Annotated in this window: 22 protein-coding genes; 4 read left to right on the forward strand and 18 right to left on the reverse strand. The window is 26.7% G+C overall.

Features of this window, described 5'->3' with window-relative positions; all coding sequences use genetic code 11:
• Positions 1–198: 198 nt before the first annotated feature.
• The 5 genes from ACTG47_RS16705 to ACTG47_RS16725 form a co-directional block, all read right to left on the reverse strand.
• Entirely contained in the window at positions 199–477 is a 279-nt protein-coding gene (locus ACTG47_RS16705) for a DUF6809 family protein (RefSeq protein ID WP_219672798.1), read from the reverse strand.
• Between the two features lie 245 nt (positions 478–722).
• Positions 723–2,057: a DnaB-like helicase C-terminal domain-containing protein gene (locus tag ACTG47_RS16710; protein WP_219672797.1), complete on the reverse strand. Its 1,335-nt coding sequence runs from the start codon at positions 2,055–2,057 to the stop codon at positions 723–725.
• Positions 2,058–2,069: 12 nt separating this feature from the next.
• Positions 2,070–2,813, reverse strand: a complete 744-nt coding sequence (locus ACTG47_RS16715; RefSeq protein ID WP_284182390.1) for a hypothetical protein — start codon at positions 2,811–2,813, stop codon at positions 2,070–2,072.
• A gap of 20 nt (positions 2,814–2,833) precedes the next feature.
• On the reverse strand, positions 2,834–3,148 hold the full coding sequence (locus tag ACTG47_RS16720; protein WP_021386028.1) for a transposase: 315 nt from the start codon (positions 3,146–3,148) through the stop codon (positions 2,834–2,836).
• Positions 3,149–3,151: 3 nt separating this feature from the next.
• On the reverse strand, positions 3,152–3,346 hold the full coding sequence (locus ACTG47_RS16725) for a helix-turn-helix transcriptional regulator (RefSeq protein ID WP_021362987.1): 195 nt from the start codon (positions 3,344–3,346) through the stop codon (positions 3,152–3,154).
• Between the two features lie 139 nt (positions 3,347–3,485).
• Here ACTG47_RS16725 and ACTG47_RS16730 point away from each other — a divergent pair, with 139 nt between their 5' ends.
• From ACTG47_RS16730 to ACTG47_RS16740, 3 genes are all read left to right on the forward strand, one after another.
• Positions 3,486–4,346, forward strand: a complete 861-nt coding sequence (locus ACTG47_RS16730; protein ID WP_479925398.1) for a helix-turn-helix domain-containing protein — start codon at positions 3,486–3,488, stop codon at positions 4,344–4,346.
• A gap of 91 nt (positions 4,347–4,437) precedes the next feature.
• Entirely contained in the window at positions 4,438–5,190 is a 753-nt protein-coding gene (locus ACTG47_RS16735) for a Fic family protein (protein ID WP_009891548.1), read from the forward strand.
• Positions 5,180–6,346, forward strand: coding sequence for a tyrosine-type recombinase/integrase (locus ACTG47_RS16740; protein WP_479925399.1), 1,167 nt, complete (start codon positions 5,180–5,182; stop codon positions 6,344–6,346). Before ACTG47_RS16735 ends, ACTG47_RS16740 begins: the two co-directional genes overlap by 11 nt.
• A gap of 115 nt (positions 6,347–6,461) precedes the next feature.
• On the opposite strand, the gene ACTG47_RS16745 is transcribed toward ACTG47_RS16740, so the two are convergent.
• The 4 genes from ACTG47_RS16745 to ACTG47_RS16760 all read right to left on the reverse strand — a co-directional run bounded on the left by ACTG47_RS16745 (position 6,462) and on the right by ACTG47_RS16760 (position 8,058).
• A complete protein-coding gene (locus tag ACTG47_RS16745; protein ID WP_070441912.1) occupies positions 6,462–6,692 on the reverse strand; it encodes a hypothetical protein in 231 nt (76 codons plus the stop codon).
• A gap of 5 nt (positions 6,693–6,697) precedes the next feature.
• Positions 6,698–7,177 (reverse strand): DUF3990 domain-containing protein, encoded by a 480-nt coding sequence (locus tag ACTG47_RS16750; RefSeq protein WP_021426801.1) that lies wholly within the window; start codon positions 7,175–7,177, stop codon positions 6,698–6,700.
• A complete protein-coding gene (locus ACTG47_RS16755; protein WP_021426802.1) occupies positions 7,177–7,392 on the reverse strand; it encodes a DUF3791 domain-containing protein in 216 nt (71 codons plus the stop codon). Before ACTG47_RS16755 ends, ACTG47_RS16750 begins: the two co-directional genes overlap by 1 nt.
• 462 nt (positions 7,393–7,854) lie before the next feature.
• The gene (locus tag ACTG47_RS16760) at positions 7,855–8,058 is read right to left on the reverse strand and encodes a DUF4236 domain-containing protein (protein WP_196340918.1); all 204 of its coding nucleotides are present in this window, start codon (positions 8,056–8,058) and stop codon (positions 7,855–7,857) included.
• A gap of 205 nt (positions 8,059–8,263) precedes the next feature.
• Between ACTG47_RS16760 and ACTG47_RS16765 the strand changes: the two genes are divergently transcribed.
• Complete coding sequence (locus tag ACTG47_RS16765) at positions 8,264–8,929, forward strand: hypothetical protein (protein WP_479925400.1); 666 nt, start codon at positions 8,264–8,266, stop codon at positions 8,927–8,929.
• 77 nt (positions 8,930–9,006) lie between these two features.
• Here the strand turns inward: ACTG47_RS16765 and ACTG47_RS16770 are convergent, their stop codons facing one another.
• The 9 genes from ACTG47_RS16770 to ACTG47_RS16810 form a co-directional block, all read right to left on the reverse strand.
• Entirely contained in the window at positions 9,007–9,816 is an 810-nt protein-coding gene (locus ACTG47_RS16770; protein ID WP_479925401.1) for an N-acetylmuramoyl-L-alanine amidase, read from the reverse strand.
• 3 nt (positions 9,817–9,819) lie between these two features.
• Positions 9,820–10,248, reverse strand: coding sequence for a phage holin family protein (locus ACTG47_RS16775; protein WP_479925402.1), 429 nt, complete (start codon positions 10,246–10,248; stop codon positions 9,820–9,822).
• Positions 10,249–10,313: 65 nt separating this feature from the next.
• Complete coding sequence (locus ACTG47_RS16780) at positions 10,314–10,496, reverse strand: hypothetical protein (RefSeq protein WP_479925403.1); 183 nt, start codon at positions 10,494–10,496, stop codon at positions 10,314–10,316.
• The gene (locus ACTG47_RS16785) at positions 10,496–10,801 is read right to left on the reverse strand and encodes a hypothetical protein (protein ID WP_479925404.1); all 306 of its coding nucleotides are present in this window, start codon (positions 10,799–10,801) and stop codon (positions 10,496–10,498) included. The genes ACTG47_RS16780 and ACTG47_RS16785 overlap by 1 nt, the downstream gene beginning before the upstream one ends.
• Positions 10,802–10,819: 18 nt before the next feature.
• Positions 10,820–11,425, reverse strand: coding sequence for a hypothetical protein (locus ACTG47_RS16790; RefSeq protein ID WP_479925405.1), 606 nt, complete (start codon positions 11,423–11,425; stop codon positions 10,820–10,822).
• 13 nt (positions 11,426–11,438) lie between these two features.
• The gene (locus ACTG47_RS16795; RefSeq protein WP_107578474.1) at positions 11,439–11,630 is read right to left on the reverse strand and encodes a hypothetical protein; all 192 of its coding nucleotides are present in this window, start codon (positions 11,628–11,630) and stop codon (positions 11,439–11,441) included.
• A 34-nt stretch (positions 11,631–11,664) separates the two neighbouring features.
• Positions 11,665–11,832: a hypothetical protein gene (locus tag ACTG47_RS16800; protein ID WP_479917140.1), complete on the reverse strand. Its 168-nt coding sequence runs from the start codon at positions 11,830–11,832 to the stop codon at positions 11,665–11,667.
• An 11-nt stretch (positions 11,833–11,843) separates the two neighbouring features.
• Entirely contained in the window at positions 11,844–12,191 is a 348-nt protein-coding gene (locus ACTG47_RS16805) for a hypothetical protein (protein WP_479925406.1), read from the reverse strand.
• A 20-nt stretch (positions 12,192–12,211) separates the two neighbouring features.
• Positions 12,212–13,651 carry a hypothetical protein gene (locus ACTG47_RS16810; protein ID WP_479925407.1) on the reverse strand — a complete coding sequence of 480 codons (1,440 nt, stop codon included), beginning with the start codon at positions 13,649–13,651 and terminating at the stop codon, positions 12,212–12,214.
• Between the last annotated feature and the right edge of the window lie 16 nt (positions 13,652–13,667).

The following is a 13,667-nucleotide window of genomic DNA, read 5'->3' on the forward strand; positions in this document are numbered from 1 at the left end:
AAATATAAGGGAAGGTTCCAGCTTCCCTTATATTTAAATTATAGTAGATAATTATTTTAATTACAAATAAAAATTTAATCTTAATACACATAAATTCAAAATAATAATTTTATATACTATTCAAAGCTTATTTTTCATTGATAACTACACATTTAATTCCTTACATCTTCAAAAACTCTTTATTTACAATATGTCAAATTAACTATTTAATAATTCAATCATAAATCTGGCTCCTGCCTTAAAACCAAGCTTATAACCAAGTTCTCTTTCAATCTCTACAACTGAATTAAATAAATCATTTAATTCTATTAATACATCCATTTTCTTTTCTTCTGATAAATTTTTTTCTAATAATTTATTAGCCTTCTTAATTTCTTTCCAACTTTCAATATAATATTTGTCTTTTTCTAAAATATCTCTATACATATGTTCATTTATCCAATAATCAAAATATATTTCTATAATTTCATCATACATTTTAGTACCTCCTTGACTTTCATCTGGTACTTAATATATACTTAACTTGTGTAGGTTAGTGTACATTAAGTACCTAATTTATAAAGGTAGTTGTTATATTTATATGGCAGCTACCTTTTTCTAATAAATTTTTCAATCTAAATACTATATATTTTAAATCTTCATTGCTTGCGATTAAGGATTATATACTTTTCTTCTAACACTCCTTAAACAATAGTTTATATCACTTAATAAATTATATTTTTTTATACCTCCTTTACCTTCTTGCATTCCTTAAAAGAAAACAAACTTCCTATATACCAATAAGGTCTAAAACCTGATTCCCCATCTCTATTTTTAGCAACTATAATCTCACTTAAATTAGCTCCAAAACCTTTTTCTCTACGCCTTAATTCTTTTATATCCTCTATTCCCATTGTCTTACAATAATCAAGAGCCTCTTTCTCTGTAGGTCTATGAATATATATAACTGAATTAGAATCCATATATATCTGTTTTGAACTTCTCATTACTCTATCCCCTTTTGGTCTTTCATCCTTCAATTCATCATTCAATTGAGCCAACTGTATAATTGGAATATTAAAATCTAAAGTAATCTTTTTTATTTGCCTTGATAAATCAGCAAATTTAGCTTCTCCAACTTCTTTACCTTCGTAATCCAAAATCTGAAGGTAATCAATTATAACAACATCTGGTTTAATACTTTTTATTTCTCTCTTAATTCCTGATATTGTATTTACTGAATCATTAATATAGAGATTATTTTCCTGATTTAAAGTACTTAAAGCATTTATGTATTTAATTATTTCTTCTTCATTTAGATTTCTATTCTTCATTTTTACAACTGATATTCCAGTTAAAGAAGCTATGTTTCTAAACAAAATTTGTATATCACTCATTTCCCCACTTATAAAAAGTACTTTTTTACCTTGAAATACTACATTTCTCATTATCTGCAAAGCTAGTGCTGTTTTTCCTCTTCCACTTTTGGCTGCTATTGTAATTAATTCACCACTATATAGACCTCCAATAGTTTCATCTAAAAATTTTATTCCTATATTGATACCTTCTTCAATTTCATCATTTATGTATTCAAAGGCTCTTTCTGATATAGCTGTTATACTAGAATCCTTCTTAACCAATTTCTGATTAACTTCATTAACGTATTTTTCTAATTGATATATAAGTGTATTATCATCTATTTCACCTAATTTGAATTTATTAAATTTATCAATTATATTTCTATTTTTATATTTTTCAATAACTATCTCAATATAATGGGATACATTACCTATAGTTGGAACTATTGTTGATAGTTTTGTCAAATAACTTATACCTCCAACATAATCTATAAGCCCCTTTTTCTTTAAATCTTCTGTAAGAGTTATTATGTCTATAGGCTCATCCCTTTTATGTATATCTTTCACTGAATTGAATATATGTTTGTGTTCTTGATGATAAAACATATCTTCACTTATTAATATCTCAACCTCTTCTATTTTCCTCGAATCTAGTAAAATACTACCTAATATAGATTGTTCTGCTTCTGTGTTCTTAACTAAATTACTCATATTATCCATAATATAAACTCCCTACCACTTTAATTGTGAATCATCTGGACTATATGCATCTGCATTTACTTTGACATTAATTGATTTATCTTGATAATTGCCTTCTAATATCTTAATAAAATTATTTTGGCTCATTATCCAATCAAAATTTGCCTTCCAACCTTTTTCGTTGCTTCCATTTAAAAAACTAGTTTTACTAACTATATGAATAATTTCTAATACAGTCTCTTTATCATATTCTTTTATCCTAGCATTAATTACTTTTTTTCTAGCCTCTGTAAGTTTCTTTACTTTTGATAGTTCTGTACAAGTAGTATTGAATTTTTCTATAATTTCACTGTATATTTTACTTTTTTCATTATTTACATTCTTGTTAGTTGTTAGTTGCTTGTTAATTGCATGTTGATTAGTCTGTTGATTTTCTTCATTAGATTGATATAGCTCCCAGTTTTCAATAGTTATAAGCCTATTTTTGTTTGTTGATTCATTTGTTAGAAATCCATATCTTTCAAATTTCTTTAAAGCAGTTCTTACATTCTGAATACTTACATCTTTTGAACACATATTTGCTATGCTTTCCAAAGATGTTATTAACTGTCCTGATTTAACTTCATATTCTTTACCTCCATAAACCCATTTATTAGGCTTATGATTAACTGACAGCAATAGGTTTATGAGTATATCTCTTTGTTTGGAATTACAATCTTTATATAGTGGGCTTTCTTTTATCTTTCTATGAAGCTTTATCCAACCTAGATTACTCAAATACTATCACCCACTTAAACCTATAATTTTATGCCATTTGCATTTTCAATAAACCAATCATCTAGTTTATTTTTTATTATGTATACTCTATTATCTATCCATATACAAGGAAATCCTTTATTTTTAGAATGACATAACTGTCTAAATTTTGATTCCCCTATGGGATAAATTTTAGAAGCTTCTTTACATGTGATAAGTTGAGCTTTATCTCTTCTATATGTCTGTATCTCCTTGTACCCTTTTGCCCTTTCTTGTGCTTCTTGTTCTTGTTTGACAAGTATATTCAATGTAGCTTGTAGTGTTTTAAGAACTTCTAGATTATTTGTATCTGCCATACATCATTCCTCCTTATCAAAAAATAATTCTTCTACACTTGTATCTAGTTCTTGAGCCAATTTTAACATCAACATATTACTTGGATTTTTTGATTTACCTCTTTCTAAAGAAGATAAATAATATCTTGAGATGCCAACTTTTTCAGCTAATTCATATTGCTTTATACCTTTTTCAATTCTTTTTAATTTGAGTTTCATTGATTTCCTCCTTTCTTTCATACCCATTTTGTGTATTCTCATTTCTATAAAATATTCTAACACCCATTCGGTGTATTGTCAATATATTTAAGTGTATCAATAGACCCATTTAGTGCTATAATGTATTTGAGGTGAAATTATGATAAATAATACAATTGGAAAAAAGATTAAACAATATAGAAAATCTATAAATATGTCAAGGGATGAGTTAGCTAATAAGATTGGTTGCTCAGTTTATGCTGTAGCTAAATATGAGCAAGGCCAAAGAAAGCCTAGTTTAGATATGATAAAAAAAATATCTACTGCATTATCAATTCCTATAAATAGGCTTATTATTGATGAAAGTGATTTAGATACTTCAACAAATAATTATACTAATTTAAAAGAATTGGATTTAGTTGTAAAAACATTTGATAATTACTCAGCAAAACTCATCGGAAATAATATAAGCAAATTTAGAAATATAAATAATATATCTCTCAAAGAACTCTCAGAAAAAATAAATTGTTCTGAGAATGAAATTATAAATTATGAGAATGGAACAAAAATGCCTAGAATTGAAATATTAAAAAAAATAGCACTTGCTACTTATACTAATATTGAAGACTTATTTGGATTTCCATTAGAAGAGATAAAAATCGATAACCAAACAATCCTCTATAGAAATCCCCAGACTGGATATATTATAGATAACTTTCTTATCGATTTTATAAATAAAGATATTAACATAGATAATACTCCAGTTTCTTATTATATAGATAAGTCAGAATTTGATTTAGTAATTCATATATTAAAAAATTATGGTTATGATGTAAAAACAGATTATAAGACAAAGTTTGAAATTGCAGATAATGCAGATACAATAAAACCAATTAGCTTAAACTTCTCTGACTTCAAAGACTTCTCCAAAAATCTAAATTGGGTGATAAATGGTCTTGTTGAAAATTTTATACAAGAAAACTCTAATGGTCTTATTGAAGATGAGGATGAAGAATATTAATATTACACATTTTCAAAATATGGGTTTACCTATTAACTTTTATACATTCATAGTTAATAAATAAAAATTAGATATGAAAGGAGCTAAAATCATGAATAAATCATATATACCAAAATACACACATAAATTCCCTACTAATCTACCTCATGGAGATAAAAAATATACTTTAACATACATTAGAAGAATGATAAGTGAATTTGTATATGATATGGGTAACCTAGAAAATAACCCCTTCACATTCCCAGAGGTACAAACATTACTTGATGGTATAACAGTAGGTGGACATAAATTAAGTGACCAAAATCAAATACTAAATATCAAATCATCATGGGATTATATAATAAAATTAAGTAACAAAGAAAACTTATCTTTAAATAAAGATACAATTTGCTCTATACATAAAATAGTTGCAAAAGATGAAGCTCTAATTGTTGGAGATTTTAGAAACGGTAACATAGGTATAGCTGGTACTACTCAATATGAGTGCATAGAAGCCACTCTATTAAATAATTTATTTATAAGTGACATAAGTATCATAAATAAAATAACTAACCCCTTAGAAAAGGCTATAATAATAAATTTATGGTTGTCCTATTGTCAATTCTTCTATGATGGTAACAAAAGAACTGCTCGACTTACCTCAAACCTAATACTTATAAGTAATGATATAGGAGTTCTATCAATACCAGCCAAACATAAACAAGAATACAACACATTAATGCTAAACTTCTATGAAACACTAGAAGCTGATGAAGTTATAAAATTCTTATTAGAGAAATGTATTACATTCTTCGATGGATATAACTATAAATCATATAAGGAGTTGTTTAAAAATGGCAACTAAAAGAGCTAATGGAGAAGGCTCTATCGGAAAATATAAAGATGGTTGGCGTTCTCGTATAATGATTGGTTATAATGAAGATGGAAAACCAATAAGAAAAGAATTTTATGGTAAAACTCAAAAGGAAGTTAAAGATAAACTAGATGCTTATAAAAAACAATATTATTTAAACTCTGATATTTCAGATGATAAAATAACTTTAGAGCATTGGTTTTACAATTGGTTATTTGAATATAGAATAAAAGATTTAAAACCTAAGTCATTTGAAAGATATGAAAGCATCTATCGTAATTATATTAAAGATACTGATTTAGGTAATGTTAAATTAAAAGACTTAAGAGTATCCCACATACAAAAATATTACAATAGATTGCTTGATTCCAATAAAAGTATACCTACTATAAGACAAATAAACACTAAACTGAAAACCTGCTTATCAGAAGCTGAAAAACAAGGTCTTATACAACGTAACTATTGTACTATGGTAAATATACCAGTTGAAAAAAAGGAAAATAAGCTTGAAATATTGACTCTTGAACAACAAAAGAGTTTTATAAAAGCTATAGATGGTCATAAATTAGAGGTATTATTTTTACTTGCTCTTGGTACTGGACTTAGATTAGGAGAATTATTAGGACTTAAATGGTTTGATATTGATTTTAAAAATTCTAATTTAACAGTTAAAAGAACTCTTCAAAGAACATATTTTATAGATAAAAATGGAAATAGAGAGCTTAAAGTATTAGAACAAGAGCCAAAGACATCAAATTCTTACAGAACTGTGCCTATTCCAAAGGATGTCTTAAATAAATTGAAAGAGAATAAAGTAAATCAAAATTCGGATATATTAAAGGCTGGAGAATTATATAGAAATGATAATTATGTATTTTGTAATGAATTAGGTGTCCCTATCGATGATAAAAGACCTTTAAGGAATTTAAAGTCCATATTAAATAGCTTAAATATAGAGCCTATAAAGTTTCATGGTCTTAGAAAAACTTATGCAACTAGACTTTTTGAGAATGATGTCCCTCCTAAAACTGTACAAGTTTTAATGGGTCATTATGATATATCAATAACTTTAAATATATATACTCAAGTTATGGAAGATAAGAAGGTTGAAGCTGTAGAAAAGTTGAATAAAATATTTTCATTGTAAAAATCAAATACATATAAATATTGTGATTTCATATAGTTAATTACAAAATCAAAATAAGGATACAAATTAATTTTATATTATCTTGTATCCTTATTTCGTATCTAGTTTTAATTATTTATCTTGGATAGCCTTTATGGTACATTAATCCATTTTCTAACATTAATTCTTGAGCCAAGTATATATGACCCTTACAGTGCATATCTGATACACCCTCACTTATAAGTTTATATGTTTCAGAAGTATATAAATAATCCATACTTTCTTCCAAACTCTTGCCTGTCTGCCTAGAAAATTCTAATATAATTTTTTTATATAGTATCTGTAATAATGTTTTATTTGCTTCCATAAGCACTATACCTCCTCTTCACATCTAAACTTTAAATATTTATCTATTACATTTTGATTGGTTATACATATTTGTTCATTTGGTTTATAGTATTTTAATCTTTTTAAAGCTTCATCTTTTTCAATAAGATTATCTTGATACAGTTCTATTGTATTGTAAATCTTATCATCAGCAATTCCACCTATTATAACATCATATTTCATATATACATCACTCATATTTCTACATTCTAATATAAAGTCAAGCCATTCTAAATTATAACTATCGAATATTTTTACATTACAAATTTTTTTTAATTCATCAATATCTAAAGAATAGCTATTTAAATATGCTTTTTTACCCCTTTTCTTAAAACGTTCTGTCCAGTTAAGTGCCTGTGTTTTTATACTAGTTAAATAGAATCCTTTTCCAAAATCTAAAGAATCTCTTGAAAAGGTAATATTAGGCGTTTTTACCACACAGTATGAACCATGATATACAATCATTATATCACACCCTTTTCTTTAAGCACTTGTATTAAATCTTGCACTATATAACTTTTACTTTGAGAATGTAGTGCTTCATAGCAAGGTATTATATAGTTATCTAAAATATCAGTATCATGTTTAAGAAGTTTATAAACTCCTTCTGAATCTATATTCAACTTTTCTGCTAAAGCTTCAATGCAAAAAATAGAAAATTCTAGTTTTCTTTCATCCATTACAAACCTCAACTCCTATCAAACTTATATAATATATATTTTTATTAATTAACAACTTCAACTGTTTTACATTTATAAAAATATTATATCATAAAGTAGATATTAAAATTCTATGTTACCTAATATCATAATAAATAAAGGCTTTTTATACACCCTAAATGCACCCCAATATACCTACAAAAAAACCTCATTTTCTGTGGTTGGGGTACGGTTGGTGGATTTTATCACCAAAACAAAAAATACCAGTCAATAAAGACTAGTATTTTCAAGTATTTCATCATTCTTTTTTCAAAATTGGTGGAGACGAGGGGATGCTACATTCTTATTTTTACATCTCCATGTCTCATCACTTTTTGTGTTATATCAACACTTATAATTTTTATATTTCATATATATTTTTATAAGTTCATGTATATTATTAAATTAGTTGTGTGCTAAATGTGTGCTAAATTCATATATTATTTATTTTGGCTTACGTTTTTTTGTACTTGTCTTTGTGTAGGATATTCCTGTACCTGGGATACTAAGTGTTGCGGATTTTCTTCCTTTTGAATTTACAGATACTCTCGCACCTTTTACACCTGCACTTACACCTACACTTTTCTTACCTAAGTTTAGTTTTACCCCTCCACCTAAATTTATACTTTTTCTAAAGTTGAATCCCATAAAAATCCCCCCTATTAAATATAATTAATTAAATTATACTTGTAAAATGAATATATTACAACTTTTAGATATAGTTTATATTTTAATAAAATGACTCTATCATTATACTTTATTTTCATGTAAAATCGTTCGACAAATTGCTGATATAAACCCTTAAATATGCTATAAATTAAAGTATATTACTTTATTAAAACGAGGTGCTAAAATGTTAAGTATAAATGAAATGAGAATTGAAAGAATTCATTATAGTCTATTAGTAAGTAATTATATAAATTCTATCGATTTAGGAAGCAAAACTTTAAAAAAGGTAAATAGATTTATAATATTCACACTTATTGTTAATGCTTTTTTCTGTTGGTGTAGTTCTTCCCCTGAAAGCAATATGTATATTGCTATTCCTCAACCTTTTAATCATTATGTAAATTTATTTATTATAGAATCTTTTGTTATTGTAGCAGCTACTTCTTTTTTAATCTCAGTGTCTGGAGCATACAAAGAATCAGCAATAAAATCGTTACATGGTATTGGTAAGCAAACTCATATTTTTAATATTTTTATAATAAGCGAATTGCAGAAAAAAGGTATAAAAATAGATGAAAAGGATAAAGAAGATATACTTAGAGTTATACGTAAGGAAGACATTCCAGATGTTTACTTTATTGAAAGAGACTTTGAAATCTTTTTAGAAAATTATTTAAATAAACATTATTTAAATAAAAGTCAATATGATATATCAATTAATTTAAGATATAACTTGACAAAATTAATTTTATTAAATCAATGTATTGAAAGAACTTTAATATATACAAAAGAAGACTCTTCATTTAAGTATGCACTTATTGTTAAAAATAATATTTCTCTCATCTATTAAACAATAAAATTATAATATTATCTATATTCCAAGCCCTATAACCATAGAATTTGGAATATAGTAATTATAATATATAATTATATTTTCACAAATTCTCTAGCTTTATCCATTGTTGACCACACATCACTTCCATATATTTGAGTAAATCTTTCGCTTGTAGTCTTACTCATTTCCTTCATTTCATTACAAGTTACTCCACCAATTACATATAGATTTTGTGTTTGGTGTGGCTTATAGTCTTTTATATCTGTAACTAAATAACTTTCTTTTAATCTCTTGTAATATAATCCTAAGATGTCTGCTGATACTTTATCATCACCGCTATATACTATTGTATGTTTGACCATCTTTTTCTCCTCTGTATTATCTATTTTCTTATTTAATATACCCTCAGCTATTAGCTTTGCAACTGTATTTTTATTTTTAATATAGTAATCTGTATCTGCTTTACTGTCTACAAAGCATACCTCAATCAATATTGCTGGTGCTTTTGTATGACTAAGCCAATACAAGCCCCTTACATCCGATTTAGCACCCCTATTTTTAAATACCATTGATAGTTTATCATTGACTCTATTTGCATACATTTTGCCATTATTAGTTTTGTATATTGTTTCTGTACCCATTGGATTTAGAGTTGTGCTATTTGCATTGAAATGGATTTGCACTGCCAAGCCTATGTCTTGTTTATTTGCTATTTGACATTGTTCAGATAGATAATTATTCGATTTATCTATCTTGCCAGTATATACAGTTGCTCCACCTTGTTTTAACCATTTCACTATTAAGTCAGTTAGTATTCTATTTTCTTTTCCTTCATCTATATAACCTACTGCTCCAGTTCCTTTACCTGTTAACGTATGCCCTGGTACTATTGCTATTTTCATTACTTATTTTCCTCCTTTAACATTCAATTCATCTGTCATTGTATCTAGTAAATTTCCTATTTTCTCTTTTAGTTTTTTAGGAACTGGTAACCCACATAGATACATATTTTTTAATATACTTACACTTTCATACAAAATGAATAAAATAGAGAAAAATTCAGATATTCCAAGATGATTTAATCTCAGAAAATCAATCCATTCTTGTGGTAACATAAATAAAAAGTTAAACTTTGTAAGTATGTCAACTACTGCTAGAAAAAATATACATGCTATCATTGCAACTTTTCTTATTCCTCCATTTATGCCAAAAGAGCTATTAAACTGATGTGTTTTTATTGCTCTTAAACAACCTAGTAATGTATCAAATGCTATTGCTAATATTACTAACTTTATAAATATATTTGTTGCTAAAAAAACTATTGTTATATTCATACATCCTCCTAATTTTGTATTAAAATAGGACTTAGAATTATCTAAGCCCATAAAAAAAGAACCTCTTAAATTGTAGGTTCTGCTCCTTCTACTACTCCACTTTCTTTAATTATATAATCTTCTACTGCTTTTCTATACTCTGTGTTAGTAACATCATCTAGTTGAAATTCTCTATTTTTCAAAGGGTTTAATCCCCCATTTAGTATTCTCTCTGACAATATTCTTACTACAACATTATTTATATTCATTACAACAATCCTCCCACTTTTTCATTTTCTGCAATCAATAATTGATTTTCTAACTCTTGCATTCTCTGTTGTTCTTCTGTTAATTCTATTTTTATTTCTTCTAAAATTGGACACTTTGTTTCTACATTTATTCTGGTCACTCTATATTTATCATAGTCAATATAGTCATATCTCAAATCTATATATTCTATTTTTTTAATATCTTTTCGTTTTGGGACATTTCCTTTCGCTTGACCTTCATAAAAAATTACCTCTCCGTCTTCATCATAAAAAATTCTTCTTCCTATTTCTATATATTCAATCATACTATTCTCCTTTATCTTTTAAGCAATTGCATAGAAATAATGCGGTATTTTATAGTCTTTTACTGGTAAAATACAAGTGTTTCCTACCATGCAATCAAATTTATTTGGCATATACATTTCTCCAAAATTACTAGGTTGAGGTACTGATGTTATAATATTGCGAAAAGATGAGTAAAAAGTAAAATTACACACATCAATATTATAAGCTTCTCTGTAGACAATAATAAATTTTGGTGTGAAAGCTAAATTAAAACTTATTGCATTTATTGAACAAGTTTTTGGTGTATTATTATCTACTTGATAAATTTGAAAAGTTTTTTCTCCAACTTGAGTACATTCTCCTTGTGCAATAAAAATATTTTCTATGTTTAATACTTTATCTATTAAATTTTTCATGCTTTCAGTTTTATTTGCAGATATATTTTTAATAGACAAACTGATTGCTAGTGTATTTTTTAATGTTTCTATTTTTGTTTTAGTTACATCCAGTTTATCCGTGCTTAAAAATGGGCTTCCTAACATATTTGTTATATTATTTTTGCCAATTTGTAATTCATTTTTTACACTTTCTAATGCTGCCATAAGCTCCCCTAAACTAGCATTATCAGTTAATTTTTCTGTCATATCTTCACCTCATTTATATCATATCTATTAAATTATTTACTATAGTAATTCCTTTTGCTTTCTGACCATTTACTTCTGTTGACAGTTCTTTCAACGCTCCTTCTACATTATCACTTTCAAATAAATTATCAGTATCTTCTATAGTTACTTTCTTTGCTTCTAAAACAAGATTTCTAACTTTGTTAACTAACTCTTTGAAAGTCAATTAAATCACCTCTTTCCAATAAAAAAAGAACCTTCTATGCTGGTTCTACTGGTGTTTCTTCTTTATTTAATAAACCTGTTAACTCTAAATATTGTTCCTCTGTAATTCTATTTACTGCATAGAATACATCCATCTTATGTTGTAAATCCTCCTTAGTGCTATAATTCTTTTGTTCTATCATTAATTTTAATAAGTTATACATATTAATTCCTCCTAAAGATTGTTATTTAATTTCATATTTTCTATTTCAAATGCTGCATTTACTATCTCACTATCTCTATTTTTATTTTCTTCTTTTAACATACTTAGTTCTTCTTCTAATGCTTGTAATCTCTTTTGTTCATCGGTCAAAACAATTTCTATATTTTTTAAAACAGGTTCTTTTGTAACTGGATTTATTGACTCTATATACTGTTTACTATAGTCTATACTTCCAAACTCAACATCTAAGTAATGTAATTCGGTTATTGTATCATGCTCTGATACATCTCCTGTTGTTTCTCCAGTTTGAAGTAATATTTTTCCGTCTTGATTATAAATTATTCTATTTCCTCTTTCCATTTTAATTACCGCCTTTCATATTATTCATAAGCATACCATGTAAAGCTTTCTCCAGCTTTGCAACGATATATCGCATCACTTGCACCAGTACGTGCATCACGATAAGTACGTAAAACAAAATTGCTACTATCTGCACTTAGAACAAACATATGAGCATTAAAAAAATATTCGCTACTCCTATCAACACGACCAACAGAAGTAAATCTGTTTAAATTATTAACAGCATAAAAGTTTAAATCATAACTACCATCGTGAAGAATAATTTTTTCAACAATGATAAGACTAGGAGTAAAATTTAGATTAATAGGAACAGTAAGACTTCTCGCATAGTCACTACCAGCCGAATATCGTGAGTAAAAATTGTCATAATCATTTTGAGTAAAAGTATAAGTACCACTAGCCCATTTTTTACGTTGACTAAGCTGATTATTCAATTCAGTTATCCTATTTTGCAACTCCTCAACACTAGCATCCGAACTATCAAAAGAAGTTTTAATTTTCTCTGACAGTTCCACAAGTGTATTATTTAAACTTGATTCAATATTCTTTAATGCCAATACATTTATAATACTTGTTTTCCCATTCTTAAACCCTTCTCCAATTTCTACTAATTTAGATGATATATCTTGTAAAGTTGCATCTGTTTGAAGTGGCATAATTTCTTTACTGATACTTAAAACCTTCTCAGAAGTTGCATTTTCTGCATCTGTAGCTACTATTTTAAGTGTGTGTATTGCATTGTCTGTAAGTTCATAGTTTATTGTTTTTTCTGTTATTAAATCTGTAGTAAATGTATCTTTTAGCACATCATCAAGATACCATTCTATTTTACTTAAATTATTATCTAAGTCAGATACTACATACTTTGCAGAAGTAGAACTATATGAATTAACCAAAATAGATGGCTTATTATTTGTTCTTGTAAATGTTACTGTCTTGCTTGTTACTAAACCTCCATCTTCTGTACTTATTTCTATTACTATTGAATTTGAAGAGTTGAGTGCTAATGGTACTATTTGTTCATCAGTTAATTTGAGTTTATAATTATTATCACTAGAATTTGTTTTTGTTTCTATTATTGTGCCATTTAATTTTTCTGTAACAATGAATTTTATGCTTGGCTCATTATCTATAATTTTGTAGTTTATTTCACATCCTCTGCTAATGTTATCAATTACAATATCAATAACAGGGTCAGGTATAAATCTTACTGTAGTTGTTTGTTGTACTACATCATCAATATCAGTTGATACGCCTCCAACTCTATAGTTCATCATATAAGATTCTTTATATAAATCTTTATCTCTGAATATATCTATATCTTTATTAGTATATAAATGAAAATAAGCTGTATAAAATTTTCCATCTTCTTCAAATTCATATCGTTGAGCAAGTATATCTAATTCTGTATAGATACCTCTTCTTTTTTTCACAGTTCTATTGTATTTCCAAATTTTCACTTTATCACCTCTCTTT

The sequence above is a fragment of the Clostridioides sp. LIBA-6622 genome, from assembly GCF_056716095.1.

Coding starts and splice junctions, on each gene's coding strand:
- ACTG47_RS16790 (WP_479925405.1), bottom strand. CDS start 11,425: ATGACAGAAAAATTAACTGATAATGCTAGTTTAGGGGAGCTTATGGCA.
- ACTG47_RS16770 (WP_479925401.1), bottom strand. CDS start 9,816: ATGAAAATAGCAATAGTACCAGGGCATACGTTAACAGGTAAAGGAACT.
- ACTG47_RS16780 (WP_479925403.1), bottom strand. CDS start 10,496: ATGAATATAAATAATGTTGTAGTAAGAATATTGTCAGAGAGAATACTA.
- ACTG47_RS16730 (WP_479925398.1), top strand. CDS start 3,486: ATGATAAATAATACAATTGGAAAAAAGATTAAACAATATAGAAAATCT.
- ACTG47_RS16805 (WP_479925406.1), bottom strand. CDS start 12,191: ATGGAAAGAGGAAATAGAATAATTTATAATCAAGACGGAAAAATATTA.
- ACTG47_RS16750 (WP_021426801.1), bottom strand. CDS start 7,177: ATGATTGTATATCATGGTTCATACTGTGTGGTAAAAACGCCTAATATT.
- ACTG47_RS16735 (WP_009891548.1), top strand. CDS start 4,438: ATGAATAAATCATATATACCAAAATACACACATAAATTCCCTACTAAT.
- ACTG47_RS16755 (WP_021426802.1), bottom strand. CDS start 7,392: ATGGATGAAAGAAAACTAGAATTTTCTATTTTTTGCATTGAAGCTTTA.
- ACTG47_RS16800 (WP_479917140.1), bottom strand. CDS start 11,832: ATGTATAACTTATTAAAATTAATGATAGAACAAAAGAATTATAGCACT.
- ACTG47_RS16785 (WP_479925404.1), bottom strand. CDS start 10,801: ATGATTGAATATATAGAAATAGGAAGAAGAATTTTTTATGATGAAGAC.
- ACTG47_RS16710 (WP_219672797.1), bottom strand. CDS start 2,057: ATGGATAATATGAGTAATTTAGTTAAGAACACAGAAGCAGAACAATCT.
- ACTG47_RS16725 (WP_021362987.1), bottom strand. CDS start 3,346: ATGAAACTCAAATTAAAAAGAATTGAAAAAGGTATAAAGCAATATGAA.
- ACTG47_RS16740 (WP_479925399.1), top strand. CDS start 5,180: ATGGCAACTAAAAGAGCTAATGGAGAAGGCTCTATCGGAAAATATAAA.
- ACTG47_RS16760 (WP_196340918.1), bottom strand. CDS start 8,058: ATGGGATTCAACTTTAGAAAAAGTATAAATTTAGGTGGAGGGGTAAAA.
- ACTG47_RS16765 (WP_479925400.1), top strand. CDS start 8,264: ATGTTAAGTATAAATGAAATGAGAATTGAAAGAATTCATTATAGTCTA.
- ACTG47_RS16745 (WP_070441912.1), bottom strand. CDS start 6,692: ATGGAAGCAAATAAAACATTATTACAGATACTATATAAAAAAATTATA.
- ACTG47_RS16775 (WP_479925402.1), bottom strand. CDS start 10,248: ATGAATATAACAATAGTTTTTTTAGCAACAAATATATTTATAAAGTTA.
- ACTG47_RS16705 (WP_219672798.1), bottom strand. CDS start 477: ATGTATGATGAAATTATAGAAATATATTTTGATTATTGGATAAATGAA.
- ACTG47_RS16720 (WP_021386028.1), bottom strand. CDS start 3,148: ATGGCAGATACAAATAATCTAGAAGTTCTTAAAACACTACAAGCTACA.